The organism is Neorhizobium sp. DAR64860/K0K1 (genome assembly GCF_050500205.1).
Lineage (GTDB): Bacteria > Pseudomonadota > Alphaproteobacteria > Rhizobiales > Rhizobiaceae > Neorhizobium > Neorhizobium soli.
Window position 1 is genome coordinate 3,171,127 of the sequence record NZ_CP191459.1, and the last position, 24,920, is coordinate 3,196,046.

General features: G+C 60.1%; 26 protein-coding genes. 15 read left to right on the top strand and 11 right to left on the bottom strand.

The window, feature by feature from the left end:
* Positions 1-32 precede the first annotated feature (32 nt).
* On the top strand, positions 33-335 hold the full coding sequence (locus ACQY1J_RS19995; RefSeq protein WP_156466409.1) for a hypothetical protein: 303 nt from the start codon (positions 33-35) through the stop codon (positions 333-335).
* 10 nt (positions 336-345) lie between these two features.
* Here ACQY1J_RS19995 and polA read toward each other — a convergent pair whose 3' ends face one another.
* Positions 346-3,336, bottom strand: coding sequence for a DNA polymerase I (polA, locus tag ACQY1J_RS20000; RefSeq protein ID WP_430252014.1), 2,991 nt, complete (start codon positions 3,334-3,336; stop codon positions 346-348).
* On the opposite strand from polA, the gene ACQY1J_RS20005 reads away from it, so the two are divergent.
* From ACQY1J_RS20005 to ACQY1J_RS20015, 3 genes are all read left to right on the top strand, one after another.
* Complete coding sequence (locus ACQY1J_RS20005) at positions 3,274-3,486, top strand: hypothetical protein (RefSeq protein WP_430244053.1); 213 nt, start codon at positions 3,274-3,276, stop codon at positions 3,484-3,486. The genes polA and ACQY1J_RS20005 overlap by 63 nt on opposite strands.
* Before the next feature lie 248 nt (positions 3,487-3,734).
* Positions 3,735-4,166, top strand: a complete 432-nt coding sequence (locus tag ACQY1J_RS20010) for a MarR family winged helix-turn-helix transcriptional regulator (RefSeq protein ID WP_062454171.1) — start codon at positions 3,735-3,737, stop codon at positions 4,164-4,166.
* 174 nt (positions 4,167-4,340) lie between these two features.
* Positions 4,341-5,729, top strand: coding sequence for a dipeptidase (locus tag ACQY1J_RS20015; RefSeq protein WP_062454172.1), 1,389 nt, complete (start codon positions 4,341-4,343; stop codon positions 5,727-5,729).
* 303 nt (positions 5,730-6,032) lie between these two features.
* Here ACQY1J_RS20015 and ACQY1J_RS20020 read toward each other — a convergent pair whose 3' ends face one another.
* The gene (locus tag ACQY1J_RS20020; RefSeq protein ID WP_062454173.1) at positions 6,033-6,242 is read right to left on the bottom strand and encodes a cold-shock protein; all 210 of its coding nucleotides are present in this window, start codon (positions 6,240-6,242) and stop codon (positions 6,033-6,035) included.
* A 550-nt stretch (positions 6,243-6,792) separates the two neighbouring features.
* Here ACQY1J_RS20020 and ACQY1J_RS20025 point away from each other — a divergent pair.
* The gene (locus ACQY1J_RS20025; protein ID WP_430250668.1) at positions 6,793-7,272 is read left to right on the top strand and encodes a YbaK/EbsC family protein; all 480 of its coding nucleotides are present in this window, start codon (positions 6,793-6,795) and stop codon (positions 7,270-7,272) included.
* Between the two features lie 15 nt (positions 7,273-7,287).
* Here ACQY1J_RS20025 and ACQY1J_RS20030 read toward each other — a convergent pair whose 3' ends face one another.
* From ACQY1J_RS20030 to ACQY1J_RS20050, 5 genes are all read right to left on the bottom strand, one after another.
* A complete protein-coding gene (locus tag ACQY1J_RS20030) occupies positions 7,288-7,662 on the bottom strand; it encodes a hypothetical protein (RefSeq protein WP_139283901.1) in 375 nt (124 codons plus the stop codon).
* 95 nt (positions 7,663-7,757) lie between these two features.
* A complete protein-coding gene (locus tag ACQY1J_RS20035) occupies positions 7,758-7,970 on the bottom strand; it encodes a hypothetical protein (protein WP_062454175.1) in 213 nt (70 codons plus the stop codon).
* Positions 7,971-8,247: 277 nt separating this feature from the next.
* Positions 8,248-8,445: a hypothetical protein gene (locus tag ACQY1J_RS20040; protein WP_062454176.1), complete on the bottom strand. Its 198-nt coding sequence runs from the start codon at positions 8,443-8,445 to the stop codon at positions 8,248-8,250.
* A 104-nt stretch (positions 8,446-8,549) separates the two neighbouring features.
* Positions 8,550-8,792 carry a hypothetical protein gene (locus ACQY1J_RS20045; RefSeq protein WP_174195417.1) on the bottom strand — a complete coding sequence of 81 codons (243 nt, stop codon included), beginning with the start codon at positions 8,790-8,792 and terminating at the stop codon, positions 8,550-8,552.
* 114 nt (positions 8,793-8,906) lie between these two features.
* The gene (locus ACQY1J_RS20050) at positions 8,907-9,110 is read right to left on the bottom strand and encodes a hypothetical protein (protein ID WP_062454178.1); all 204 of its coding nucleotides are present in this window, start codon (positions 9,108-9,110) and stop codon (positions 8,907-8,909) included.
* Between the two features lie 240 nt (positions 9,111-9,350).
* On the opposite strand from ACQY1J_RS20050, the gene ACQY1J_RS20055 reads away from it, so the two are divergent.
* From ACQY1J_RS20055 to ACQY1J_RS20070, 4 genes are all read left to right on the top strand, one after another.
* Positions 9,351-11,912, top strand: a complete 2,562-nt coding sequence (locus ACQY1J_RS20055) for a PBP1A family penicillin-binding protein (protein ID WP_430250670.1) — start codon at positions 9,351-9,353, stop codon at positions 11,910-11,912.
* A 194-nt stretch (positions 11,913-12,106) separates the two neighbouring features.
* Positions 12,107-14,008: a molecular chaperone DnaK gene (dnaK, locus tag ACQY1J_RS20060; RefSeq protein WP_430250672.1), complete on the top strand. Its 1,902-nt coding sequence runs from the start codon at positions 12,107-12,109 to the stop codon at positions 14,006-14,008.
* Positions 14,009-14,102: 94 nt separating this feature from the next.
* The gene (gene dnaJ / locus ACQY1J_RS20065) at positions 14,103-15,239 is read left to right on the top strand and encodes a molecular chaperone DnaJ (protein WP_062454181.1); all 1,137 of its coding nucleotides are present in this window, start codon (positions 14,103-14,105) and stop codon (positions 15,237-15,239) included.
* A gap of 155 nt (positions 15,240-15,394) precedes the next feature.
* On the top strand, positions 15,395-16,573 hold the full coding sequence (locus ACQY1J_RS20070) for a low temperature requirement protein A (protein WP_174195415.1): 1,179 nt from the start codon (positions 15,395-15,397) through the stop codon (positions 16,571-16,573).
* A 3-nt stretch (positions 16,574-16,576) separates the two neighbouring features.
* Here ACQY1J_RS20070 and ACQY1J_RS20075 read toward each other — a convergent pair whose 3' ends face one another.
* A complete protein-coding gene (locus tag ACQY1J_RS20075) occupies positions 16,577-16,783 on the bottom strand; it encodes a SlyX family protein (RefSeq protein WP_425503195.1) in 207 nt (68 codons plus the stop codon).
* A 197-nt stretch (positions 16,784-16,980) separates the two neighbouring features.
* Here ACQY1J_RS20075 and recF point away from each other — a divergent pair, with 197 nt between their 5' ends.
* From recF to ACQY1J_RS20090, 3 genes are read left to right on the top strand one after another with little or no spacing between them, the layout of a single operon-like run.
* Positions 16,981-18,105, top strand: a complete 1,125-nt coding sequence (gene recF, locus ACQY1J_RS20080; protein WP_062578603.1) for a DNA replication/repair protein RecF — start codon at positions 16,981-16,983, stop codon at positions 18,103-18,105.
* A gap of 37 nt (positions 18,106-18,142) precedes the next feature.
* Positions 18,143-18,931 (top strand): molybdopterin-synthase adenylyltransferase MoeB, encoded by a 789-nt coding sequence (moeB, locus tag ACQY1J_RS20085; protein WP_156461793.1) that lies wholly within the window; start codon positions 18,143-18,145, stop codon positions 18,929-18,931.
* Positions 18,928-19,410, top strand: a complete 483-nt coding sequence (locus ACQY1J_RS20090) for a GNAT family N-acetyltransferase (protein WP_430250674.1) — start codon at positions 18,928-18,930, stop codon at positions 19,408-19,410. The genes moeB and ACQY1J_RS20090 overlap by 4 nt, the downstream gene beginning before the upstream one ends.
* On the opposite strand, the gene ACQY1J_RS20095 is transcribed toward ACQY1J_RS20090, so the two are convergent.
* Positions 19,407-20,411, bottom strand: a complete 1,005-nt coding sequence (locus tag ACQY1J_RS20095) for a 2-hydroxyacid dehydrogenase (RefSeq protein ID WP_062454186.1) — start codon at positions 20,409-20,411, stop codon at positions 19,407-19,409. The genes ACQY1J_RS20090 and ACQY1J_RS20095 overlap by 4 nt on opposite strands.
* A 164-nt stretch (positions 20,412-20,575) precedes the next feature.
* Between ACQY1J_RS20095 and ACQY1J_RS20100 the strand changes: the two genes are divergently transcribed.
* Positions 20,576-21,118: an SH3 domain-containing protein gene (locus ACQY1J_RS20100; RefSeq protein ID WP_062454187.1), complete on the top strand. Its 543-nt coding sequence runs from the start codon at positions 20,576-20,578 to the stop codon at positions 21,116-21,118.
* Here the strand turns inward: ACQY1J_RS20100 and ACQY1J_RS20105 are convergent.
* On the bottom strand, positions 21,111-22,103 hold the full coding sequence (locus ACQY1J_RS20105) for an adenosine kinase (protein ID WP_062578597.1): 993 nt from the start codon (positions 22,101-22,103) through the stop codon (positions 21,111-21,113). The two genes, ACQY1J_RS20100 and ACQY1J_RS20105, sit on opposite strands and share 8 nt — an antisense overlap.
* 349 nt (positions 22,104-22,452) lie before the next feature.
* On the opposite strand from ACQY1J_RS20105, the gene ACQY1J_RS20110 reads away from it, so the two are divergent.
* Complete coding sequence (locus tag ACQY1J_RS20110) at positions 22,453-23,397, top strand: AEC family transporter (RefSeq protein WP_062454189.1); 945 nt, start codon at positions 22,453-22,455, stop codon at positions 23,395-23,397.
* A 25-nt stretch (positions 23,398-23,422) separates the two neighbouring features.
* Here ACQY1J_RS20110 and ACQY1J_RS20115 read toward each other — a convergent pair whose 3' ends face one another.
* Entirely contained in the window at positions 23,423-24,010 is a 588-nt protein-coding gene (locus ACQY1J_RS20115) for a c-type cytochrome (RefSeq protein WP_062454190.1), read from the bottom strand.
* Between the two features lie 150 nt (positions 24,011-24,160).
* Between ACQY1J_RS20115 and ACQY1J_RS20120 the strand changes: the two genes are divergently transcribed.
* Positions 24,161-24,919, top strand: coding sequence for a 3-deoxy-manno-octulosonate cytidylyltransferase (locus ACQY1J_RS20120; RefSeq protein WP_430250676.1), 759 nt, complete (start codon positions 24,161-24,163; stop codon positions 24,917-24,919).
* The last annotated feature ends 1 nt before the right edge of the window (position 24,920 follow it).

Below are 24,920 nucleotides of genomic sequence, written 5' to 3' on the forward strand. Positions count from 1 at the left end.
CTATGTGGACTTTCTAACATAAGGGGCGCAGCATGGACCAAACGCGAAGGCTTGATGACTTAAACGACGTGGATGCTGCGGGAACGGCAAGGCTCAATTTGGAAGCCCGGATGACCGTGCTCGAGATCGTGTCCATCACCTCGCTCGCCATGGCGCTGGATACCTCCGAAAACGCGAATGTTGATCATGCCAAGGGCATTGCCAGCCTGATCCTCGACACCGTCCACCACCGCTGTCGTGAACTGGGCATGACGGATGAAGGCAGCCAGTCGGCGCACCGATACGCCGACGAGCTGCTATCGACAGCTCTTCTGTCCCTTTACCCCAACGGCTGATCAAGCCAGATCAGTGCGCCTCGTCCCAGTTCGCGGCGGCGCGCGCGTCCACCTTCAGCGGCACCCGCATCGAGACAGCCGGCATTGTCGCCTCTTCCATAGTCGATACGATCAGCGGGATCGCTTCTTCGATCGCCGCATCCTCGACTTCGAAGATCAGTTCGTCATGCACCTGCAGCAGCATGCGGACCTTTTCGTCGAGACCGGCCTTCTTCAGGGCAGGCTCCATCCCGATCATCGCACGGCGGATGACATCAGCGGCCGACCCCTGGATCGGGGCGTTGATGGCAGCGCGTTCATTGAAGGCGCGCATCGACGGGTTGGACGACTTGATATCGGGATAATGGGAGCGACGGCCGAAGATCGTTTCCACATAGCCATGCTCACGGGCAAAGGCCTTCGTCTGCTCCATGTAGTCCTTGATACCGGGAAAGCGCTCGAAATACCGCTTGATATAATCGCCTGCTTCCGAGCGATCGATAGACAGCTGGTTGGCAAGACCAAAAGCGGAAATTCCGTAGATGATGCCGAAGTTGATCGCCTTTGCGCGGCGACGGACCTCACTCGACATGCCCTCGACGGGAACGCCGAACATTTCCGATGCGGTCATCGAGTGAATGTCGATGCCATCCGCGAAGGCCTGACGCAGCTGCGGAATGTCGGCGACGTGGGCGAGGACGCGCAGCTCGATCTGGCTGTAATCCGCGGAGAGAAGCTTGTGGCCGGGGGTCGCGATGAATGCGGTGCGGATCTTGCGGCCTTCGGCATTGCGGACCGGGATGTTCTGAAGATTGGGTTCCGACGAGGAAAGACGCCCGGTCGTGGTCGATGCCAGCGAATAGGACGTGTGAACGCGCTTGGTCTGCGGATGGACGTAGCCTGGAAGCGCATCGGTGTAGGTGGATTTCAGCTTTGTCAGCTGGCGCCAGTCGACGATCTTGCGCGGCAGATCGTGACCAGTCGCGGCCAGATCCTCCAGCACGCTTGCCGAAGTCGACCACTGGCCGGTCTTGGTCTTGGCACCGCCGGGCAGGCCCATCTTGCCGAACAGGATATCGCCGAGTTGCTTGGGAGAGCCGATGGTGAATTTCTCGCCGGCTAGCGCATAGATCTCGTCTTCGAAGGCCGCCGCCTTCTGCGCAAGCTCGCCGGAAAGGCGCGACAGGATCTGCCGATCGATAGTGATGCCGCGTTCTTCCATATCGGCGAGAACAGAGACCAGCGGTCGCTCGAGCCGTTCGTAGACGCGTGTTAGGCCCGCTGCGGCGAGCTGCGGTTTCAGCACCATCCAGAGACGCAGCGTGACATCCGCGTCCTCGGCCGCATAGGCAGTCGCCTTCTCGATATCGACGTAATCGAACGTCACCCCGCTCTTGCCGGAACCGGCAACATCCTTGAAAGCGATCGGCTTGTGATTGAGCCAGCGTTCGGACAATGCGTCCATGCCGTGGTTGGCCTTTCCGGCCTCCAGCACATAGGACATCAGCATCGTATCGTCATGGGCCTGGACGGTTATGCCGTGCCGCTTCATGACGAGGTAGTCGAACTTGAGGTTCTGCGCGACCTTGAGGACGGTCGGATCTTCCAGCAGCGGTTTCAGGCGATCCAGCGCTTCGCGGCTGGCCATCTGGTTTTCGGCCAGACCACCGCCTAGGAGATCGCCGACACCGGTCTTGTGGGTGAGCGGGACATAGGCGGCGCGGACTTCGAGACCGGACGGGCTGTCGGTATTGTCGGCGATCGCCAGCGAGAAGCCGACCAGTTCGGCCTGCATCGGGTCGAGCGAGTTCGTCTCCGTGTCGAAGGCGACGAAACCGGTCTCGCGCGCCGCGCGGATCCAGTCATCAAGCACTTCCACATCGCGGATCGTGACATAGTTTTCCATATCGAGCTTCGCCTGCCCGAATGCGGCGATACGAGCTTCGGCAAAGGAGACAGGCGTCGCTTCGCCGGTTACCTTTGCGACCGTCGAAACCGCTCGCTCGACCGGCGCCGCGGCTGCGGTCTCTCCCGTGTCGGCCTTCGCCGCCTCGCCCGCATCGAGGTCTGGACCGCGGGCGGCATCGCCCCATTCGACCTCGACATCCGCCGCTTCTATTTCATCGGCGTTGCAGTCGCAGGCTGTGGCAACCCTTCGCGTCAACGTTCCGAAGTTCATGGCCTTGAGGAAGCCGATCAGCTTTGGTCCGTTCTGGGGTTCGAGAACCAGCGCATCGAGTTCGAGCTCCAGAGGGACATCGGTGCGCAGCTCCACCAGTCGCCTCGACAAGCGCGCCTGCTCGGCAAAGGCGATGATGCTTTCGCGGCGCTTGACCTGCTTGATCTCTCCGGCGCGGGAAAGAAGCGTTTCGAGATCGCCGAACTCTTCCAAAAGCTGCGCCGCCGTCTTCGGCCCGATGCCCGGAATACCCGGCACGTTGTCGACCGAATCGCCGACCAGAGCCTGGAGATCGATCATCTTTTCAGGCGCTACGCCCCACTTTTCGACCACGTCGGGCACGCTGATCTGCTTGTCCTTCATGCTGTCGTACATGTGGACCATCGGCGTCACCAGCTGCATCAGGTCCTTGTCGGAGGACACGATGGTGACGTCGGCGCCGGTCGCTTCGGCCTGGCGGGCATAGGTGGCAATGATGTCATCCGCCTCGAACCCCTCCGTCTCGATGCAGGGCAGGTTGAAGGCGCGGGTCGCCTGGCGGATCAGACCGAACTGCGGAACGAGCTCTTCCGGCGGCGCGGACCGGTTGGCCTTGTACGCATCGTAGATCTCCTTGCGGAAGGTCTTCGAGGAATAGTCGAAAATGACGGCGAAATGCGTCGGCGTGACGCCGACCGAGGTATCGCGCGCATCGGTCAGAAGCTTCCACAACATGTTGCAGAACCCCGACACGGCGCCGACCGGCAGCCCGTCTGATTTGCGGGTCAGCGGGGGCAATGCATGGAACGCCCGGAAGATGAAACCGGAGCCGTCGATGAGGAAGAGATGATCGCCTTTTTTCATGGTGATGGAATACCCCGAGGCATCTTCGGCGTCCACGAAAAGTTCGCCGACAGCGCCACCGAACGCTCACCGCAACGTTACCGATTTGTAATAGACCAATCCCTTGAAAAGCCGCATTCCGCCGCACATTTCAAGCTTACCGGCGATTGATCACGCCGCAGTCTGGCACCCGGCTTGCCCCCTGCCGCGTCAGACCGGACAAAGGCTCAACCCCCTCTCCGGGCCTTTGTTCTTCTATCATGCCGCCACGACCGCTCCCCTCCCGGTCGTGGCGGTTTTTGTTTGCGGCTCACAGCATCTAGCGAAGCGTCGCAGGGTTGGCGAAAGCACGGCGTGCGATATATCCTTCCTGGCAAGGTCTGTTTGGACTTTCAACCGGGAAGCAAGATACCGAAGCCATGGCATTCGATCGCTCTCATTCCGCAACCTATCTCGCCAACCAGCTTGCGAAGGGTTTTGCGCGATCCCTGCAACAGCGCTCAAGCAGCCTCGGCTTTTCCCCGGGCCAGTTTCCCGTTCTCCTGGAACTCTGGCAGCAGGATGGCCTTACCCAGAAGCAACTCCTGGACAAGCTCGAGGTGGAGCAGGCGACGGTCGCCAATACGCTCGCGCGGATGCAGCGCGACGGTCTCATCGAGCGCATCCCCCATCCTGACGACAAGCGGGCAAAGATCATTACCCTGACGGCGCTTGGCCGCAGCCTGGAGGCCCGTGCGGTGGAGGCGGCAGCGGAAGCCGACGCGGCCCTGTTTTCCGGGTTCAAGCGATTCGAGCGTGACCTGATGATCGAATACATGCGGATGATTTTGGAGAACGCCCGCAAGCTCTAGGGGGCGCCAGAGACTTGTCAGTGCAAGGTTGCAGTCGACGTTACTGCCCGCTAGTTGTCCTGCACCAATCAGCCTTTTCCATTGTACGGTGACATAAAGGCTTGCTAGTTTCCGGAACGAGCGTCGCAAGCCACGTCTACAGCGGCGCCGAGCATCCACACACAGGATATTGTTATGACCGAACTTTCCCCCGTTCTTGACCGTGCCGATCAGAACCTCAGCGCCAGCATCGATCGGATGTTCGATCTCGTGCGCATCAAGTCCATCTCGACTGATCCGGCCTTCAAGGACGATTGCCGCAAAGCTGCTGAGTGGCTTGTCCAGGAATTGACGACGCTGGGCTTCGAAGCATCCTTGCGCGACACCCCCGGTCATCCGATGGTGGTCGGTCATCACGCGGGAGCAACGCCGGATGCGCCGCACGTTCTGTTCTACGGTCACTACGACGTGCAGCCGGTTGATCCGATCGAGCTCTGGGAAGATGATCCCTTCGATCCGAAGCTGAAGGAGCTCCCGGGTGGCCGCAAGATCATGACCGGACGCGGGACATCCGACGACAAGGGCCAGTTGCTGACCTTCGTCGAAGCCTGCCGCGCCTACAAGGACGTGCATGGCGCGCTGCCGATCCGCATCACCATCCTGTTTGAGGGCGAGGAAGAATCCGGTTCGCCGTCGCTGAAGCCTTTCCTCGAAGCCAATGCCGAAGAGCTCAAGGCCGACTTCGCCCTGGTCTGCGATACGGGCATGTGGGACACCGACACACCGGCAATCGCTGCCGCCCTTCGCGGCCTGGTCGGCGAAGAGATCACTGTCACCGCTGCCGATCGCGACCTGCATTCCGGTCTTTACGGCGGTGCTGCCGCAAACCCGATCCACATTCTCACCGGTATCATCGCCGGCCTTCGCGACGACACGGGCCGCATCACCCTTGAAGGTTTCTACGACGGCGTCGAGGAAACGCCTGAAAACATCAAGGCAAGCTGGGAAACGCTTGGTCGCTCGGCCGAAAAGTTCCTCGGCGAAATCGGGCTCTCAGAGCCGGCCGGCGAAAAGGGCCGTTCGGTTCTGGAAATGACCTGGGCCCGACCGACCTGCGAGGTCAACGGGATCTGGGGCGGTTACACTGGCGACGGCTTCAAGACCGTCATTGCGGCCAAGGCTTCGGCAAAGATCTCGTTCCGCCTCGTGGGAACGCAGGACCCGGACAAGATCCGCGACGCGTTCCGCGCCTATGTGACATCCAAGATCCCGGCGGACTGCAACGTCGAGTTCCACCCGCATGGTGGCTCGCCCGCGATCCAGCTTTCATACGACTCACCGGCCTTGACCAAGGCGAAGAGTGCACTTTCGGACGAATGGGCAAATCCAGCCGTCATCATCGGCATGGGCGGCTCCATTCCGATCGTCGGCGATTTCCAGAAGATGCTCGGAATGGATAGTCTGCTGGTCGGCTTCGGACTCAATGACGACCGGATCCACTCGCCGAACGAGAAGTATGACCTGAAGTCCTACCACAAGGGGATCAGGTCCTGGGTCCGGATCATCACGGCCCTCGCAAAGTGAGGGCACCGGCGGGGCGCAGCAGACAGCTCCTTTGCCGATGCACGTCCAACTCATACGAAACGAAAAAGGTCGGGCTAGCCCGACCTTTCTGATCCCAATCACAAGTGCCAGTACATCCGTGGTCACTCTTATGGGCATGCAATGCGAAACAGCCGCCGTCGACGACATTGGCTCTAATGTTCATCGTCTCGCTAATTGGTTAATATTTGGTTAACGGCGCTCTGTGCCTTGCTCGAAAGGCATCGTCGGAACGCAAAAAGGCCGGTCGATGACCGGCCTTCATAAATAAATGAAACGGGTACCTTAGACGGCGCGGAGGCTGTCAGCCGATTCCTTGCCGGAACGGCGGTCGGTCGTCAGTTCGAAGCCGATCTTCTGACCGTCCTGCAGCTGGCCGAGGCCTGCGCGCTCGACCGCGGTGACGTGAACGAAAACGTCCTTGCCACCGTCGTCAGGGGTGATGAAGCCGTAGCCCTTGGTTGCGTTGAACCATTTTACAGTACCAGTCGCCATAACGATGCCTTTCTCTTGCAAATGACCGACTGCCCCGTTCGGAATTTCCCGGGGCGTTTGTGTTTCGTATTTGAAGAAAGATCGTCGCAGGCGGGGCAGTTTAGCCACGTGCTGGCTTGTCAAACAAATATCGATGCAGAGGATTTAAGGTCTGGCCGTTTTGGCGTCAAGCCTGCAGGACCGGGCGCAAATCGATCGATCCAGACGCGATCGTGGTGCCCTGTATCCGCTGTATCGACGCAAGTTCTTGAAGTTGCGGGCCTTTTCGAGAGCTTCAGGCGCTTCCGATATCTCATCGCTCCAGCCCCTCAGAAAACAGAAAAGCCCGACGCGGGAGGAGGTGCGTCGGGCTTCTGAAACTGGCCAACAACTGGGAGGAGGAGTGTTGCCGGCCCCATCGGGGACGCTGGGAGGAGGAGTGCGTCCGTCGATGATTTAAACATACAGCGGAAACGCACAAAAAACAGACGTAATTTCGCACCGCAGCATTGCAAGAATCGCATGCCTCGCGAGACTTGCCCGCTGGATGCGCTTCCGTCATGCTGCTCTTATGAGCCTTGAATCCGTACGCAGCTTTTTCGCGACCCACGCGCCTGACATCGAGATCATCGAGACCGAACAGAGTTCGGCGACCGTTCCGCTTGCAGCACTCGCGCATGGCGTCGATCCTGATCAGATCGCGAAGACAATCTGCCTGCGAGCGGGCGATGTCATGCTGTTGGTCGTAATGTCGGGAAATAGTCGCATCGACAATAAGAAGTTCAGGTCGGTCTTCAGCGCCAAACCGCGTATGCTGTCCGGCGATGAGGTCATGGCGGCAACTGGCCATCCGATCGGAGGGGTGTGCCCGTTTGGTCTTGCGACTGAGCTCCAGGTCTATTGCGACCTTTCGCTAAAGGATTACTCTGAGGTCGTGCCCGCGGCTGGAGCAACAAATGCTGCGATCAGGATAGACCCGGAACGACTTGCAGAACTCACCAAGGCCATCTGGATCGACTGCGCCAGCCGAACGGATAGTTCGGCCGGCTAGACGGATAAGGTATTCTTAGAAGCGGTCGTTGATGTAACGCTGATACCAGGCCTGCTTGCTGTCGACGGACGCGTTGGCGACGAGATAGCCGATCGCAAAGCCGATACCGCCAATCAGGGTGATCAGGGTCGTGGTTGCTGCAGGATGCTCGCGGACAGTGGCGGCCACGGAATTTGCTTCTTCCGAAACGTAGCTTGCGGCATCGGACGCACGGCTTGCGACGCGGTCATAAGCAACACTGCCTTTTTCTGCCAACAGATCACGCAAATTGGCGATCTCGGACTTGAGGCTGGCGATCTCGGAATTGAATGCCGAATTTTCGCTCGGCACATGATCGAAGGATGGCGACTGGGATTCGGTTGGCTTCAGGCTCTTTACGGATTCTGCCATTTTGGCCTCCTGTCTGTTGTTGATCGAGAGCACGGTCAACTTTCGAAGACAGGATATGTTCCTTGAATGGCCCGAATGTCTGTTCGACCCGGAATCTACCGCGCCTTGGCGAGAGTTTCCGCCAATGCAGCCAGTTTCTCTTTTTCGTCGGCGCCCTTTTGAAGCGAGTTGACGAGAATGAGCGCCAGTGCTTCTGCATCTGGACTGCTTTTATCGATGTGGTGCTCGGAGCAGGTCTCGTCGAAGACTTGCTGCAATAGGTTGAGCTGGCCGGAACTGACCGGCTTGCGGATAAGCTGACTTGGCATTTGCCCCTCACGTGCGGATGGCGAGGCTCCTCCCCATACCCCTGGGAGCCGCGATCAGGCTAAAAGACTTATCCGCTTGCAGCCTCCAAACCTCAGCGAAGGAAACGAGTGGATGCAGCCGGCAGTGTGAGATCTGACTAATTGAATAGCAATAACAAGATCGCACGGGTGCAATTTAGGGGGTTATTAACAATAGCCACACCCTTATCGCGAGCCACGACGCCCGGCGCGCTTGTCACCGGACGGCGTAGATCATCAATTTCTATCGGACCACGAATCAGGCAGCGCCTGCCGGGTCTCCCGTCGGCATCAGAGCCGGCTCCAAAGTGGGATCCTGCGGGTTTTTCGTATCCCCCGGATCCTGCGTCGGGGTCAGCGGCGGCTTTTCCTGCGTGCGGTCGGGCACTCCACCAGTCCCCACGGGACCACGGGGAGTCTCGACGCCGGGAGTTGGCAATGGGTCACGATTCGGCATGAATGCCTCCTTTGTCTCAGGGTAGGTCTACAGGAAACGGCTATAACCATTGATTGTTCCGGTCCGCTCATCGGGCAGGGCTAGCGCTGGACGCGGATTGCGGGTCAAAGCCAGCGTCGCCTGTCGTGGGGCCGGGACGAAACGCCCAGCAGATAACCGAGTAGAAATGCCGCCACGCCGATGGATGCGGCAACGGATGCAGTAGCGGCCGGGTGATCCACAGCGTGCGCTGCGACCATTCCCGCTTCGTCCTTCACCTTCGCGGCTGTGGATTTTGCTTTTTCAACGACGCCCGTTTCAGGGTCGATATCACCGGTGAAGCCGACATTGAGTGGTTTTCTCGCCATGGTCATCTCCTTTCGAAGACAATCCACGGGCCGGAATGAAGTTCCGTCCGCAAGACGCGACTGGGCACGCAGCGCCGCCGTAGCGGGTCTGCGGACAATCAGGCCGCGGAGCCTCTACATGAGCTGCAACTTCGACAGCGCCTCTCGCGTCAGAAACACATCGGTCTTTCCTGCCTCATAGGCCGGATGACTGAATTCAAACATGCCGCTGGAAAAGACGCCGTTATGTGGCATCTCGAGCGCCTGCTTGACGCTGACGAGACCGACCGGAACACGCCGGTCGCCATTGATGACCACAGCCTCAACGATCCTGTTCATGCACTCCCCTCCTCCAAGGTGGAACTCAAACCGATCCGACAGGCAAATTACCGTATATAGAAAGCAACTGTTTTACGTAGAAATCCAGCCTTTTTTAGGCGGCACTCATATTAAATAGCGTCCGATCGGATTTTACATCTCCTTAAATCGCCGCATTTACACTGCAGCGAGATAACTCGGGCGACAATTTGTGAGAACAGCGCATTCAGGATGCGCGTAACGGGGATATGCCGGCTCATCATGGCAGCCAGAAAATCGGACAAACGCGTCGAACCGTCTTTTGGCGGATCGCAGGACAAAGATGACTTCCGTCTCGACGCGGACGACCGCATCATTGGCAATGGACGCTCCACCCGGCGTGCGCAGAAGGCCGATGACGAGTACGACGATCTCCCGCCCCGCAAGACACGCAAGCAGTCCGACCCGTCCAACGACCGCGACAGGTCTTCGCGCAAGGCATCGTCAAATCGCGGTGGCGACAATGGTGGCTTCTTCGGGCCCCTGAAACGACTGGTTTACTGGTGCGTCGTCCTGTCGATCTGGGCAGCGATCGGCATCGGTGGACTTGTTCTCTACTACGGCGCGCAGATGCCGTCTGCCAGCAGCTGGACCATTCCAGACCGTCCGCCAAACATGAAGATCACCGCGACCGATGGGTCGGTCATCGCCAACCGCGGCACGACTGGTGGCGAGGCGCTGGCGCTGGAAGACATGTCGCCCTACCTGCCCCAGGCCGTCATGTCGATCGAGGACCGGCGCTTCTATTCCCATTTCGGCGTCGATCCGCTGGGTCTGGCGCGCGCCTTCGTCAACAACCTGACAGGCCAGCCGATCCAGGGCGGTTCGACGATCACCCAGCAGCTTGCCAAGAACCTGTTCCTATCCCCGGACCGCACGTTCGAGCGCAAGATCCAGGAAGTGCTCTTGTCCTTCTGGCTGGAGACGAAATTCACCAAGGACCAGATCCTGGCGATGTACCTCAACCGGGTGTACTTCGGCGCGAACGCCTATGGTGTCGAGGCCGCTTCGCGTCGCTACTTCAACAAGTCGGCACGGGACGTCAACCTCGGCGAGGCGGCAACGCTTGCGGGTCTCTTGAAGGCGCCCTCGCGGCTTTCGCCTGCCAGAGATCCGAAAGCGGCCGAAGAGCGGGCACAGGTCGTTCTCGGCACGATGCGGGAAGAAGGCTACATCACTGACAGCGACCTCAAGACCGCGATGGCGCAGCCGCCTTCCAACGCCAAGAGCTCCTGGAACGGCGCCCAGCACTACGCCGCAGATATGGTGGTCGATGAGGTCAAGCGTCTGATCGGGGAGCCGAAGGTCGATGTCGTCGTCGAGACCACCGTCGATCTGCGTCTTGAGGAAGCCGCCGAAAAGGCTTTGAAAGACGTGCTCAACAAGGAAGGCGGCAAGCTGAACGCATCGCAGGCGGCGCTTGTTTCCGTCGATGCGACTGGCGCCATCCGCGCAATGGTGGGCGGCCGCGATTACGCCCAAAGCCAGTTCAACCGGGCCGTCAAGGCCAAGCGCCAGCCGGGGTCGGCGTTCAAGCCGTTCGTCTATGCCTCGGCTCTCGAAGCGGGCTACAATCCGGACACGATCGTCAACGACGCGCCTGTCCGCATCGGCAACTGGACGCCGGAGAATTACGAGAAGGAATACAAGGGGCCGGTTCCGCTTTCCTATGCGATGGCCCATTCGCTCAACACCGTCGCCGCCCAACTGGTGATGGCGGTGGGGCCTGAAAAGGTCGTGTCGATGGCGCATCGGCTCGGCGTCGATTCCGACATCCAGCCGAACGCCTCGATCGCGCTCGGGACATCGGAAGTCTCGCTGACGGAACTCACCTCATCCTATGCGGCCTTCATGAACGGCGGCTACAAGGCGACGCCTTATATCGTGAAGCGGATCGCCGACACGGACGGCAAGGTTCTCTATGAGGCCGACTACACCAACCCGCCGCGTGTTCTCAGCGCGCCGGTTGCCGCTGCCATGAACAGCATGATGTCGGGCGTCGTCCGTGACGGCACCGGCCGGGCCGCGCGCCTCGATGGCTGGCAGGTTGCCGGCAAGTCCGGGACGACCCAGTCGTTCCGCGATGCGCTGTTCGTCGGTTATACCAGCATCATGACGACAGGGATCTGGTTCGGCAACGACGACGGCGCCTTCATGAAAAAGGTGACGGGTGGCGGCCTGCCGGCAAAAGCCTGGAAGGAATACATGACGGTTGCAATGAAGGGCTATACCCCGACGCCACTGTTCGGTTTCAACAGCGGCCTTCAGCTGCCACCGCCCGTCGAGGAAGAACAATCGCCATCGACATCGATTGGCGACATCATTTCCGGCATCATACCGGGGGCGAGCGATCAGCGTGAAGCGCCTGCGCCCGACAATTTTCCGCCAGCTCCGCGTGCGCCGGTCCAACAGGCGGCACCTCGTGGAGAAGCCTCTCTCGAACAGCCGGCACGCAGGCCTCCGCCCGCGACGCGCCAGCAAGTCCAGCCTGCCACCCCGGGCCAGCCCGATTGCGCCTATGGTGACAACGCGGTCTGCAACACCGGGACGGTTTATGACAACAGACCGCCGCCGCGACAGTATCGCGAAGGCGGTTCTGCCAACCGGGCGCAACCCGGAGAATACAGGGATTACCGCGAATATCGTGCCCCTTACGATAGCCAGGCACCGGTGCCGCCCGGCGATGTCGGCGGCCGTCCGATGCCGCCTTCGGACGTCGGACAAGTCTACCAGCCGCAGGAAACGCGTCGCACGACGCTGTACGATATCCTCATGGGCCAGTAGCCCGTTAGAAAGACAGAAGGAAAATTGCATTTTTTTGCGTGAATGCAGGCGAATTCCCGCCTTGCAGTCCGAAAAACCCGTCCTTATATACCCCGCATGACAGCAGCCGGTGCTGCGAAAATTCCCAGTCGAGGAACTGTCAAAGGAATGCCTTTCACGGGGTTCCGACAGTTCGCTTAAAGGAGAGAGAAGATATGGCAAAAGTAATTGGCATCGACCTTGGCACTACCAACTCCTGCGTCGCCATTATGGACGGCAAGGATTCCAAAGTCATCGAGAATGCGGAAGGCGCGCGCACGACGCCGTCCATGGTCGCATTTTCTGACGACGGCGAACGTCTCGTCGGTCAGCCGGCCAAGCGCCAGGCTGTAACCAACCCAACCAATACGCTTTTCGCAGTGAAGCGCCTTATCGGCCGCCGCTACGAAGACCCGACCGTTGAGAAGGACAAGGGCCTCGTACCCTTCGACATCGTCAAGGGCGACAACGGCGACGCTTGGGTGAAGGCCCAGGACAAGGCCTACTCTCCTGCCCAGATCTCGGCGATGATCCTTCAGAAGATGAAGGAAACCGCAGAAGCCTATCTCGGCGAGAAGGTCACGCAGGCGGTCATCACGGTTCCCGCATACTTCAACGATGCCCAGCGCCAGGCAACCAAGGATGCCGGCCGCATTTCGGGTCTTGAAGTTCTGCGCATCATCAACGAGCCGACGGCTGCAGCACTTGCCTACGGCCTCGACAAGAAGGAAGGCAAGACGATTGCCGTTTACGACTTGGGCGGCGGCACGTTCGATATCTCGGTTCTCGAAATCGGCGACGGCGTCTTCGAAGTGAAGTCGACCAACGGCGACACCTTCCTCGGTGGTGAAGACTTCGATATGCGTCTCGTCGAATATCTCGCAAACGAGTTCAAGAAGGAAAACGGCATCGACCTGAAGAACGACAAGCTCGCTCTGCAGCGCCTCAAGGAAGCATCCGAGAAGGCAAAGATCGAACTGTCGTCGTCGCAGCAGACCGAAATCAACCTGCCGTTCATCACGGCCGATGCTTCCGGTCCGAAGCACCTGACCTTGAAGCTGACCCGCTCGAAGTTCGAAAGCCTGGTCGACGATCTCGTCCAGCGCACTGTCGCACCGTGCAAGGCAGCCTTGAAGGATGCCGGCGTGACTGCCGCTGAAATCGACGAAGTCGTTCTGGTCGGCGGCATGAGCCGCATGCCGAAGGTACAGGAAGTCGTCAAGCAGCTGTTCGGCAAGGAGCCGCACAAGGGCGTCAACCCGGATGAGGTGGTTGCCATGGGCGCCGCGATCCAGGGCGGCGTTCTGCAGGGCGACGTCAAGGACGTTCTCCTTCTCGACGTGACCCCGCTGTCGCTCGGCATCGAAACGCTCGGTGGCGTCTTTACCCGCCTGATCGACCGCAACACGACGATCCCGACGAAGAAGTCGCAGACCTTCTCGACCGCCGACGATAACCAGTCGGCCGTGACGATCCGCGTTTCGCAGGGCGAGCGTGAAATGGCGCAGGACAACAAGCTGCTCGGTCAGTTCGACCTCGTCGGTCTGCCGCCGGCTCCGCGCGGCATGCCGCAGATCGAAGTCACGTTCGACATCGACGCCAACGGCATTGTCCAGGTTTCGGCCAAGGACAAGGGTACCGGCAAGGAACAGCAGATCCGCATCCAGGCATCTGGTGGTCTGTCCGACGCCGACATCGAGAAGATGGTCAAGGACGCCGAAGCGAACGCCGAAACCGATAAGAAGCGTCGTGCCGGTGTGGAAGCCAAGAACCAGGCCGAAAGCCTCATTCACTCCAGCGAGAAGTCGCTGGCTGAATATGGCGACAAGGTAACCGAGACCGACCGTAAGGCGATCGAGGATGCCATTGCCGCGCTCAAGGCTTCTGTCGAGGCTCCCGAGCCTGATGCAGATGACATCCAGGCGAAGACCCAGACCCTCATGGAAACATCCATGAAGCTTGGTCAGGCCATCTATGAGGCCCAGCAGGCTGATGTTGGCGCTGCCGAAGCCGGCAAGGACGACGGTGTCGTCGATGCCGACTACGAGGAAATCAAGGACGACAAGAAGTCGGCCTAAGTCTGGTTCCGTTGACGGATACCGCTAGATGGTCGACTAAGATATCCGGCTGCCATCGTGCAGCCGGAACCCTTTCTGGAGCCGGTTACCGCTTATGGCTAAAGCAGATTTTTACGAAACGCTGGGTGTCGGCAAATCCGCTGACGAGAAGGAGCTGAAAAGCGCCTTCCGTAAGCTTGCGATGAAATACCATCCCGACAAGAACCCCGGCGATGCGGAAGCTGAGAAGAAATTCAAGGAGATCGGCGAAGCTTACGAGACGCTGAAGGATCCCCAGAAGCGCGCGGCCTACGATCGCTTCGGTCATGCTGCCTTCGAACAGGGTGGCATGGGCGGCGGCGGTGGCGGCTTCTCCGGCGGCGCGGGAGCAGGTGGCTTCTCCGACATTTTCGAAGACATTTTTGGCGACATGATGGGTGGCGGCCGTGCGCGCCGGTCGTCCGGCGGTCGCGAACGTGGCGCCGATCTTCGCTACAATATGGAGATCACCCTCGACGAGGCCTATGCCGGCAAGACGGCGCAGATCCGGGTTCCGTCCTCGATCACCTGTGACGTCTGTTCGGGTTCGGGCGCAAAGCCCGGCACCCAGCCGAAGACCTGCGGCACCTGCCAGGGGTCCGGGCGCGTCCGTGCATCCCAGGGCTTCTTCTCGGTTGAGCGGACCTGCCCGACCTGTCATGGCCGCGGACAGACCATCACCGATCCGTGCACCAAGTGCCACGGCCAGGGTCGCGTCACCGAAGAGCGTTCGCTGTCCGTAAACATTCCATCGGGCATCGAAGACGGCACGCGCATTCGCCTGCAGGGCGAAGGCGAAGCCGGTGCGCGCGGTGGCCCAACCGGGGATCTCTACATCTTCCTGTCGGTCCGACCGCACGAGTTCTTCCAGCGTGATGGCGCCGATCTATACTGCGCCGTGCCGATCTCCATGACGACGGCAGCGCTTGGCGGCACGTTCGATGTCGGGACGCTGGATGGATCGAAGTCACGTGTGACCGTTCCTGAGGGCACACAGGCCGGCAAGCAGTTCCGCCTCAAGGGCAAGGGAATGCCGGTGCTGCGGTCTTCGCAGACGGGCGATCTCTACATCCAGATCCAGATCGAGACGCCGCAGAAGCTGACCAAGCGCCAGCGCGAGCTGCTGCAGGAGTTCGAGGACATCTCGTCCAAAGAGAACAATCCGGAATCGACGGGCTTCTTTGCCCGGATGAAGGAATTCTTCGACACCTGATGGCTGTCGCAAAGACGAAGATTGCAAAACGCCGGCCCTGCGCCGGCGTTTTTCTTCGTTAAAACCCTTATAGACACCGCAATCTGCCCAGCCATTATTATAGAGCTGAACAATCCCGCTCTGTAGTTGCGGGACTGAAACAATCGAGACCAGACATGACGGACGGTAAACACTACTGGCTTCGCAAAGACGACAAGCAGGCGACCAAGGCCAACTTCCCGGAACTGTTCTTCGACCTGGTCTTCGTCTTCGCCTTCATCCAGTTGTCGGAAACGCTGGCCGCGGATTTCTCGCTCGGGATCGCCGCCGAAGCGCTGATTTTCATCTTCGCGCTCTGGTGGGTCTGGATCCACACGACCTGGGTCACCAATCTTCTCGATGCCGAAATAGAGCCGGTGCGGATCCTGCTGTTCGGCCTGATGTTTCTCGGCGTCATTCTGGCAATTGCCCTGCCGAGGGCGTTTCAGGACATGGGCCTGACCTTCGCGCTCGCCTATTCGGCCATGCAGATCATTCGATCGCTGTTTGCGCTCTACGCCTTCCGACGCGCCGATCGGGCCTCCTATGTCACCTTCCAGCGGATTACCGTCTGGCTTTCGGTTTCAAGCGCTTTGTGGATCGCCGGCGGCCTCAGTGAACAGTCCCTCCGGGTGTACTTCTGGATCGCTGCGCTGGCGATCGAATATATCGCACCGATCCTACGTTACCGGGTGCCCGGGCTAGGTGCCGCGCCTGCGGAAACGCTTGACATCAACGGCGAGCATATGGCCGAACGCTGCGCGCTGTTCGTCATCATCGCACTTGGGGAAACGATCCTCACCACGGGCAAGAATGCATCCAGTCATCTGGAAAGCAGCTTGACGCCAATCGTGCTGTTTGTAGCCTTCCTTTCGACCGTGCTGATGTGGTGGATCTACTTCCATGACGGGCAGGAAAAGGCAGCCGACAAGGCGGAAGAAAGTTCAGAGCCACAGGCGACCGCGAATCATCTTTTCACCTACGGTCATCTGCCGATTATCGCTGGCATCATCCTTACCGCAGTCGGTGAAGACTTCGCCCTGTCGCATGCGCACGAGCATGCAACGCTTGCTCAGGCTTTCGCGCTTCTAGGCGGTCCGATCCTGTTCTTAAGCGGCATGATCTGGGTAAAGACGCATTCGACAAAGCATGTGCCATGGTCGCATTGTGCCGGCATTGCCGTCCTTGTTGCCTGCTTTCTGCTTGTTGCGAGCCTGACAACCGTTCACATCCAGATGCTTGCGACGGGTTCGCTTCTGGCCGTCGCAATCTGGGAATATGTGGCCCTGAGGCGCTTTGCCCGCGCCGCCGCGTGACGGTCAGTAGTGTGGCGGCCTGGTGTTGGCCGGTGCTTCCAGCGAGGTTTCCTCGAGGGACAGAAAGCGTACGGTCAGCCGGTCGAGCTTCGAGCGGGTCTGCTCGACGACCGTCCACTGTTCGGCAAGCTGGTCGGACAATTCCTCGATGACCTTGGCCTGATGCGCCGCCAATTCCTCCAGCTTCAAAATTCTATCGTCGTCGGTCACACTATTCACTCGCACTCGATTTCGGGCCTTCGCCGGATCCTTCCGGCTGAGGCTTTCTCCGAGACTACAGCGTTTGGAGCGGGAAGAAAACGGCGGGCACGGCCTGCAACTCGCTAAGGGTGATGTCAGTTACAGACCTGCGCTTGCCTTCTTGGCGCGAAGTCCTTAGCTCCTACGTGGAAACAACGCGATACAAGATGGCGCAAAAGACTTTCCTTTCCCGGCTGAAGCTGACCGACTTCCGGAATTACACCCAGGCTTCGCTCGATCTCGACGGCCGGCATGTCGTCCTGACCGGCGAGAATGGTGCGGGTAAGACCAACCTTCTCGAAGCCGTGTCCTTCCTGTCTCCGGGCCGTGGCCTGCGCCGCGCCGTGCTGAGCGATGTCACGCGCGTCGGTGCTGCCGCTGGTTTCAGCGTCTTTGCGGATGTGGACGGGATGGAGGGCGAGGTTTCGCTCGGCACCGGCATCGAAGCGAATGACGGCGACGGTGTCAGCCGTAAGCTCCGGATCAACGGCACGCCGGCAAAATCGACCGAAGAACTCTCGGACCATCTGCGCGCCCTGTGGCTGACGCCGGCTATGGATGGGCTGTTCACCGGCCCCTCGGCCGACCGCCGCCGCTTTCTCGACCGACTGGTTCTCTCGCTCGATGCAGGTCACGGCCGGCGGGCGGGCGATTTTGAGCGGGCCATGCGCAGCCGCAACCGGTTGCTGTCCGAAGGCCGGTTCGATCCCGCGTGGCTTTCCGCAATCGAGGCGCAGATGGCGGGTCTCGGTATATCCATGGCGGCGGCCCGGCACGAGATGCTGGGACTGCTGAAGACGCTGTCTGCCAATCTCGGCGACACGCCGTTTCCAACGCCAGAGCTTTCGCTGGAAGGGTTTCTGGACGGTGCCATGGATCGGCCCGCGGCGGACCTCGAAGATGAATATCTCGCCATGCTCGCGTCAGGGCGTGGCCGCGACGCTGCCGCGGGACGAACACTGGATGGTCCGCACCGTGTCGACCTAACCGTTCGTCACCGCGAGAAGGACATTGAGGCTTCGCGCTGCTCGACCGGGGAGCAGAAAGCCCTGCTGATCGGGCTCGTGCTTGCCCACGCCCGCCTGACGGCGGATATGACCGGCCATGCGCCAATCCTGCTTCTGGACGAGATTGCAGCACATCTGGACGAGGGACGGCGCGCGACATTGTTCGATCTCGTGCATGGACTGGGCGGGCAGGCCTTCATGACCGGCACCGATCGCCACATGTTTGCAGCGCTTGCCGATCGGGCGCAGTTCCTGACAGTTTCCCATGGCGGCATAACCCGCTGAACCTGCTTACACTCGATTTCTGCGGTGCTATGATCCCATGATGGAAAACCAGAATTCGGACACGCTCCGCCCAGATGAAATCGAGCGCTATCGCCGCCATATCCTGCTGCCGGAGATCGGCGGTCAGGGCCAGCAGAAGCTCAAGAGCGCACGTGTGCTGGTGATCGGTGCGGGCGGTCTTGGGGCGCCCATTCTCGAATATCTCGCAGCGGCCGGCGTTGGCACGATCGGCATCGTCGACGACGACCGCGTTTCGCTCTCCAACCTGCAGCGACAGGTGATCCACGATACCGGCACGATCGGCGAGATGAAGACACGGAGTGCCCGAGAGGCGATCGCCCGGTTGAACCCGAATACGCGGGTGATGGATTTCGAGGAGCGCTTCTCCGCCGAATGGGCTCAGATGCATCTCTCCCGTTTCCGCCTGCTGATCGACGGCTCGGACAATTTCGACACGCGCTATGCAGCAGCGGACGCGGCGGAAGCGGCCCGCATCCCCTTGGTGACGGGTGCGGTCGGGCGCTTCGACGGATCGTTGACGGTGCTGAAACCTTACGAGGCCGGCGAGGACGGAGATCTCAACCCCACCTACCGCGACCTCTTCCCCGAGCAGCCGCCGGAAGGCCTCATCCCCGCCTGCGCGGAGACTGGCGTGGTTGGTGCGTTGACCGGCGTGATCGGGACGCTGATGGCGATGGAAGCGATCAAGTTGGTGACAGGGATTGGCGAACCGCTGGTTAGGCGCCTGTTGCTCTACGATGGACTTGCAACGCGGTTCGATGTGATCAAGTACAAGCGCCGTGCGAAACGGACGGCTACCGAATGACTGAGATCGTTCGCATCGACGAGAGTTTCACCAGCTGGGAAGACCTGCTGACGCTGATCATGTCATCCTTTGCCTATATGGACGGGGTGATCGATCCGCCCTCCTCTGCCCACCGGCTCACGCTTGTGTCGCTTGAGCAGAAGGCGCGCGACGAGATTGCGTTCGTCGCGGTGGAAGAGGGACAGCTTGCAGGTTGCGTGTTTCTGAAGCCTGAACCCGGATGTCTCTATGTGGGCAAGCTGGCGATATCGCCTGCGTTCCAGAGCCGAGGCATCGGCCGGCATCTGCTTTCCGTGGCGGAGGATATCGCGCGGCAAAGAGGCCTGCCTGCGCTCAGGCTGGAGACCCGCATCGAGCTTACCGGCAATCACACGACCTTCGCGAGGTGGGGCTTCGTGAAGACGGCCGAGAATGCCCATGCGGGCTATGCCAGAACGACATCGATCGAGATGCGGAAGCGGCTTTCGCAGACAACCTAGTTCCGGCCGGGCAGAACCCGGTTCGGTGGGCGATGGCCATCGAAATACGTGCGGATATTGATGATCACCTTGTCGCCCATGTCGATGCGACCTTCGATCGTTGCCGAGCCCATATGCGGCAGCAGAACCACACGCCCTTCGCGCGCAAGCTTGACCAGCTTCGGATTGACGGCCGGTTCGTTCTGATAGACGTCGAGACCTGCGCCGGCAATTTTTCCGTCACGCAGAAGCTGCACCATCGCGACCTCATCGATAATATCGCCGCGGGCGGTGTTGACGATGATCGACCCAGGCTGCAGCAAGGCCAGCCGGCGGGCCGAGAGAAGGTGGAAGGTCGCCGGCGTCGACGGGCAGTTGATCGAGACGATATCGACGCGCGCAAGCATCTGATCGAGGCTGTCCCAATAGGTCGCCTCGAGCTCTTCCTCGGTGGCCGGGCTGACCGGTTTGCGATTGTGATAATGGATGGCGAGGCCGAAGGCCTTGGCCCGGCGCGCCACGGCACTGCCGATGCGGCCCATGCCGACGATGCCGATACGCTTGCCCCAGATCCGCCGGCCGAGCATCCAGGTCGGGCTCCAGCCTTCCCAGTCACCGGGCTTGTCGGTGAGGATCCGCGATCCTTCCGCCAGGCGTCGGTTGACGGCAAGAATCAGCGCCAAGGTCATGTCGGCCGTGTCTTCGGTCAGGACGTTCGGCGTGTTGGTGACCGTGATTCCTTTCTTCGCGGCCGCATCCACATCGATATGATCGGTACCGTTGGAAAAACTGGCGATCAGCTTCAGCTGCGGGCCTGCTTCCGCGATCAGCCCTGCGTCGATCCTATCGGTAACCGTCGGTACCAGCACATCGGCGGTCTTCATTGCAGCGATAAGCTCTTCGCGCGAACGGGGACAATCGTCGATATTGAGCTCTGCGTCGAAAAGCTCGCGCATGCGCGTTTCAACGGCGTCCGGAAGTTTGCGAGTGATGTAAACCTGGGGTTTTTTCTTCGCTGTCATGGTTTCAAAGCCGCATTGCAATCAGCTGCCATTAGGACGTCCTTAACCAAGGTGCGCAATAGTCGGAGGCATCCAGGGCGTTTTCTTAACAGACCCGTCGGCGAAGACAAACAAAACCTCGCATGGACAGGAACGCTTGTGGAATTTCAGCCGGAATGAGATTCATGCGCAGAACATTCTTTACATCCTTCCTTGCAGCCTCGATCGGGCTCCTCACCTGCCTTTCCGGCGCCGACGGCGCACTTGCACAGGGCGTTGCCAAGGGCGCAAGCGGCCTGCCGCTTCCCCGTTTCGTCAGCCTGAAATCGAGAAAAGTGAACATCCGCATCGGTCCGAGCACGGATTATGCGGTGTCATGGATGTACATGAAGTCGGGAACCCCGATGGAAATCATCCAGGAATACGACAACTGGCGCCGTGTTCGCGATGCCGAGGGCACGGAGGGCTGGGTCAACCAGGCCCTGCTATCGGGCGAGCGCACGGCCGTTGCAGCGCCGTGGATGCGCGGCAAGGGCAAGGACATCTATGTCAACATGCGCAACGAACCGCAGCAATCCGCGGGCCTCACTGCAAAGCTCGAGCCCGGCGTGATGATCAAGATCAGCGAATGCAATGGCGACTGGTGCCACGCAGAAGCGAATGGTGCAGAGGGCTGGATCGCCCAGGCGGAAATCTGGGGCGCTTACCCGGGAGAGGCCTTTAAATAAGGCCTCTTTCCTTCGCCGCCTGCGCGAGCGAGACCATCGGCCGCGGCCCAATCTGCTGAATGACGATGGCCGCGACCAGGCAGCCAAGCTTGCCGCAATCCTCAAGCGAACGATCTGCGGTATAGCCGTAGAGAAAGCCGGCGGCGAACAGATCGCCGGCACCGGTCGTATCGACGAGTTCCTCGATGGCATAGGCCGGGATCGCGATCCGCTCCTTGCCACGCACGAGAACCGCACCTTCCTCGCTCAACGTGATGGCCGCCAGCTTGCAATCGTGAGCGATCTTGCCGAGGGCGAGCTCGAAATCGTCCGTCTCGTAGAGCGACAGAAGTTCCTGCTTGTTGGCAAAGACGATATCCACGGTGCCGGATTTCATCAGCTCCAGGAATTCCTCACGGTAGCGGCCGACGCAGAACGGATCCGACAGCGTCATCGAGACTTCACGACCATGCGCATGGGCGATGCGGGCTGCTTCGCGGATCGCATCCTTGGCGCGCGGCGGATCCCACAGGTAACCTTCGAAATAGGTCACCTTCGATTCGGCCACCACGTCTTCCTCGACATGTTCAGGACCGAGTTCGACGCAGGCGCCGAGATAGGTGTTCATCGAGCGCTCGCCATCCGGCGTCACGAAAATCATCGAGCGGGCGGTCGGGGGATGAACACCGTCAGGCTTTGTTTCGTAGTGGACACCCTGGGCACGGATATCATGCTGGAAAATGGTGCCAAGCTGATCGTTGGCGACCTTGCCGAAGTAGGCAGCCCTGCCGCCGAGACTGGCAACGCCTGCCGCTGTGTTGCCGGCGGAACCGCCTGAGGCTTCGACCGCAGGACCCATCTTCGAGTAGAGAAGTTCGGCCCGCTCGGCATTGATCAGGTTCATCGCACCCTTGATGATCGCGTTGTCGCCGAGGAACTGATCGTCGCAGCGTGCGAGGATGTCCACGATGGCATTGCCGATGGTTAGCACGTCGAATTTCGGCATCCGGCTCTGATCCTCTTTCGAATGAATGGATGAGAGAACGGGTATTCGCCTTTGGCCATGATTGGAAGCAAAAAACGCTGTCGGCACTAAGGCTCCAAAAATCCGCAGCTGTCATTCTCCCGTCATGGTGAGCCGCTAGATAACGATCATCCGATTGCTGATGTCGACCACGGATGAACTGGCGACGAAGCGTTTGGACACCCCTGGCTGGACCGGGGAAGGAAGCGGGGATCAAGCCCCGCTTTTCTGTTTTCGGCTTTCGCCTGCAACGGGTTTGCGCCCGACGCATTTGTCGTTCAGCCAGATCTGCGCTAGACGCAGATAACAGTCTCCTCCGAAAGCCGCCTCCGTGTCGTCAGTCTTCGCCAATGTGCTGCCCGTCTTCATCCTGATCCTGATGGGCTGGCTCGCCGCCAAAACCGGGCTTTTGAAGGCCGAAACCGGTGACGCGCTGGGGGAATACGTCTTCAAGATCGCGGTTCCGATGCTGATCTTCCGGACGGTTGCGGACGCCCATTTTGGCGGCGTCTCTCCCTTTGGGCTGTGGAGCGCCTATTTCATCGCCGTTGCCGTCACATGGACGACCGGGCATCTGATGGCCACGCGGTTCTTCGCACGGGATGCCAAGGTCGGCGTCATCGCGGGCATGTCGAGTGCGTTTGCCAACAACATCTTCATCGGCCTGCCGTTGATCGATCACATGGTTGGCAAGGAAGGGCTTCTTGCCGTCTCGATCCTGCTCGCCATCCATCTGCCGATCATGATGATCGCCGGCTCGATCCTGATGGAGGGGGCAACTGCGCGGGTCGACGGCACACAGAAGCGCACGCTTTCCGTGGTTCTGCGGCAGGTCGCCAGCAACCTGGTCCGCAATCCGCTCGTGATCGCGATCGCGATCGGGATACCGTTCAATCTTCTGGGCTTCTCGATCCCCACGTCCGTGCTGCCTGTCGTCAACCAGATCGCCGCCTCAGCCGGGCCGGTGGCGCTGATTTCAATCGGCATGGCGCTCACCCGTTATCCGATCCGTGGCGATATCAATCTCGCCACGGCCGTTGCAGTCCTGAAGCTTACCCTGATGCCGGCGATCGTGTTCGCCACAAGCCATGCGATCGGGCTGCCGCGGGACTGGGCGGCCGCTCTAGTTTTGACCTCGTCTGTTCCAACGGGCATCAATGCCTGGCTGATTGCCCAGCGGTTCAGGTCCGGACAAAGCCTTGCGGCCTCGACCATCAGCATCACGACAGCGTTCGGCCTTATCACCGTAAGCTTCTGGGGTTGGCTGCTGTCGTGATCGGAATGTCTGCCGCCGGGTGGGATCAGTTCGTCGGGGCGGGAGCGGGTGCAGCGCCGGGTTCAGGCAGTGGCGCAGGGCTATCAGACTGTTCGCGGATATAAGCAAGCAGGTTGCCGCGTTCCTTGTCGTTCTTCAATCCGGCAAAGCCCATCGCTGTCCCCTTCACGTAGGCCTTGGGCGCAACGAGGAAGTGGTTGAGGTGATCGAACGTCCAGGTCTCCGCACCGCCCTTGGAGAAATCCTTCATGGCAGCAGAGTAGGAAAAGCCCTCATGGCTGGCGATCGGACGGTTCACAACACCCCATAGATCGGGACCCACCTTGTTGGGGCCTCCCTTTTCAATGGAGTGACAGCTCTGACACTTCTTGAATACCGTTGCGCCGGCAGCGGCATCGGCACCCGCCATCAGCTGACCAACAGGGACAACTTCCGCGGCACCGCCACCGGCAGCCGCTTCGCCGCCGGCTGGCTCTTCCAGCGCGGCGATTGCAAATCCTTCCTTCTCAGGCGACGGCGAGTGGAAAATCCCCTCCGACGCGATCGATACGGACATCATCACGAAAACCGTGGCAAGCAATGCGCCTACCGACATGTTTACATAGGGATTCATCAGCAAATTCTCCTCACCGGCCCGCCGTCCCAAAGCAGGCACCTTGAATTTGTTTGGAAGCTATGTCTTTTGCAGAGGCCTTGCAACACGATACGCTCGTTCTGCTTGAGACTTTTTGCCACTGCACAGGCTGGATTGGAAGGTTTTACGATGACTTACACGGCTTTCGACCGGACGCTCGTCCTCATTCCAGCACGAATGGCGTCGACGCGCCTTCCCGGCAAGCCGCTCGCAGACATCGCCGGCCTTCCCATGATCGTGCAGGTCGCAAAGCGCGCCGAGGAGGCCAATGTCGGTCGCATCGTCGTTGCCGTGGACCATCAGGACATTTTCGATGTGGTAAAAGCTGCAGGCTTCGAGGTAGTCATGACCCGCGAAGACCACCAGTCGGGTTCCGATCGGATCTTCGAAGCGCTGACCAAGGCAGACCCCAATGGCAAGGTGGAATACGTCATCAACGTGCAGGGCGACCTGCCGACCGTGGAAGCCGACGTCGTGCGCGCCTCGCTCAAACCGCTGCTGGACAGCCCGCAGACGGATATTGCCACGCTGACCGTCGAAATCACCGAAGAGCACGAGAAGACCAATCCGAACGTGGTCAAGATCGTCGGTTCGCCGTTGTCAGACACGCGGCTGAAGGCGCTCTACTTTACCCGCGCCACAGCCCCTTACGGCAACGGCCCGCTCTACCACCACATCGGGCTTTACGCCTATCGCCGCACTGCGCTTGAGAAATTCGTGACGCTCGGCCCTTCGGTGCTCGAAAAGCGCGAATCGCTCGAGCAGTTGCGGGCACTCGAAGCGGGCATGCGCATCGATGCCGAAATCGTCGCATCGGTGCCGCTGGGCGTCGACACGCCGGCCGACCTTGAAAAGGCGCGTGCCATCCTTTCCTCCCGCGGTTTGTAAC

Excerpts from the sequence above, each read along its gene's own strand:
- ACQY1J_RS20035 (WP_062454175.1), bottom strand. The coding sequence starts at position 7,970 with ATGCCAAGTCAGCTTATCCGCAAGCCGGTCAGTTCCGGCCAGCTCAAC.
- ACQY1J_RS20025 (WP_430250668.1), top strand. The coding sequence starts at position 6,793 with ATGAGCCTTGAATCCGTACGCAGCTTTTTCGCGACCCACGCGCCTGAC.
- ACQY1J_RS20055 (WP_430250670.1), top strand. The coding sequence starts at position 9,351 with ATGGCAGCCAGAAAATCGGACAAACGCGTCGAACCGTCTTTTGGCGGA.
- ACQY1J_RS20070 (WP_174195415.1), top strand. The coding sequence starts at position 15,395 with ATGACGGACGGTAAACACTACTGGCTTCGCAAAGACGACAAGCAGGCG.
- ACQY1J_RS19995 (WP_156466409.1), top strand. The coding sequence starts at position 33 with ATGGACCAAACGCGAAGGCTTGATGACTTAAACGACGTGGATGCTGCG.
- dnaJ (WP_062454181.1), top strand. The coding sequence starts at position 14,103 with ATGGCTAAAGCAGATTTTTACGAAACGCTGGGTGTCGGCAAATCCGCT.
- ACQY1J_RS20045 (WP_174195417.1), bottom strand. The coding sequence starts at position 8,792 with ATGGCGAGAAAACCACTCAATGTCGGCTTCACCGGTGATATCGACCCT.
- ACQY1J_RS20010 (WP_062454171.1), top strand. The coding sequence starts at position 3,735 with ATGGCATTCGATCGCTCTCATTCCGCAACCTATCTCGCCAACCAGCTT.
- ACQY1J_RS20040 (WP_062454176.1), bottom strand. The coding sequence starts at position 8,445 with ATGCCGAATCGTGACCCATTGCCAACTCCCGGCGTCGAGACTCCCCGT.
- moeB (WP_156461793.1), top strand. The coding sequence starts at position 18,143 with ATGATGGAAAACCAGAATTCGGACACGCTCCGCCCAGATGAAATCGAG.
- dnaK (WP_430250672.1), top strand. The coding sequence starts at position 12,107 with ATGGCAAAAGTAATTGGCATCGACCTTGGCACTACCAACTCCTGCGTC.
- ACQY1J_RS20100 (WP_062454187.1), top strand. The coding sequence starts at position 20,576 with ATGCGCAGAACATTCTTTACATCCTTCCTTGCAGCCTCGATCGGGCTC.
- ACQY1J_RS20115 (WP_062454190.1), bottom strand. The coding sequence starts at position 24,010 with ATGAATCCCTATGTAAACATGTCGGTAGGCGCATTGCTTGCCACGGTT.
- ACQY1J_RS20030 (WP_139283901.1), bottom strand. The coding sequence starts at position 7,662 with ATGGCAGAATCCGTAAAGAGCCTGAAGCCAACCGAATCCCAGTCGCCA.
- ACQY1J_RS20095 (WP_062454186.1), bottom strand. The coding sequence starts at position 20,411 with ATGACAGCGAAGAAAAAACCCCAGGTTTACATCACTCGCAAACTTCCG.
- recF (WP_062578603.1), top strand. The coding sequence starts at position 16,981 with ATGGCGCAAAAGACTTTCCTTTCCCGGCTGAAGCTGACCGACTTCCGG.
- ACQY1J_RS20005 (WP_430244053.1), top strand. The coding sequence starts at position 3,274 with ATGGAACGCCCGGAAGATGAAACCGGAGCCGTCGATGAGGAAGAGATG.
- ACQY1J_RS20015 (WP_062454172.1), top strand. The coding sequence starts at position 4,341 with ATGACCGAACTTTCCCCCGTTCTTGACCGTGCCGATCAGAACCTCAGC.
- ACQY1J_RS20050 (WP_062454178.1), bottom strand. The coding sequence starts at position 9,110 with ATGAACAGGATCGTTGAGGCTGTGGTCATCAATGGCGACCGGCGTGTT.
- ACQY1J_RS20105 (WP_062578597.1), bottom strand. The coding sequence starts at position 22,103 with ATGCCGAAATTCGACGTGCTAACCATCGGCAATGCCATCGTGGACATC.
- ACQY1J_RS20020 (WP_062454173.1), bottom strand. The coding sequence starts at position 6,242 with ATGGCGACTGGTACTGTAAAATGGTTCAACGCAACCAAGGGCTACGGC.
- polA (WP_430252014.1), bottom strand. The coding sequence starts at position 3,336 with ATGAAAAAAGGCGATCATCTCTTCCTCATCGACGGCTCCGGTTTCATC.
- ACQY1J_RS20120 (WP_430250676.1), top strand. The coding sequence starts at position 24,161 with ATGACTTACACGGCTTTCGACCGGACGCTCGTCCTCATTCCAGCACGA.
- ACQY1J_RS20090 (WP_430250674.1), top strand. The coding sequence starts at position 18,928 with ATGACTGAGATCGTTCGCATCGACGAGAGTTTCACCAGCTGGGAAGAC.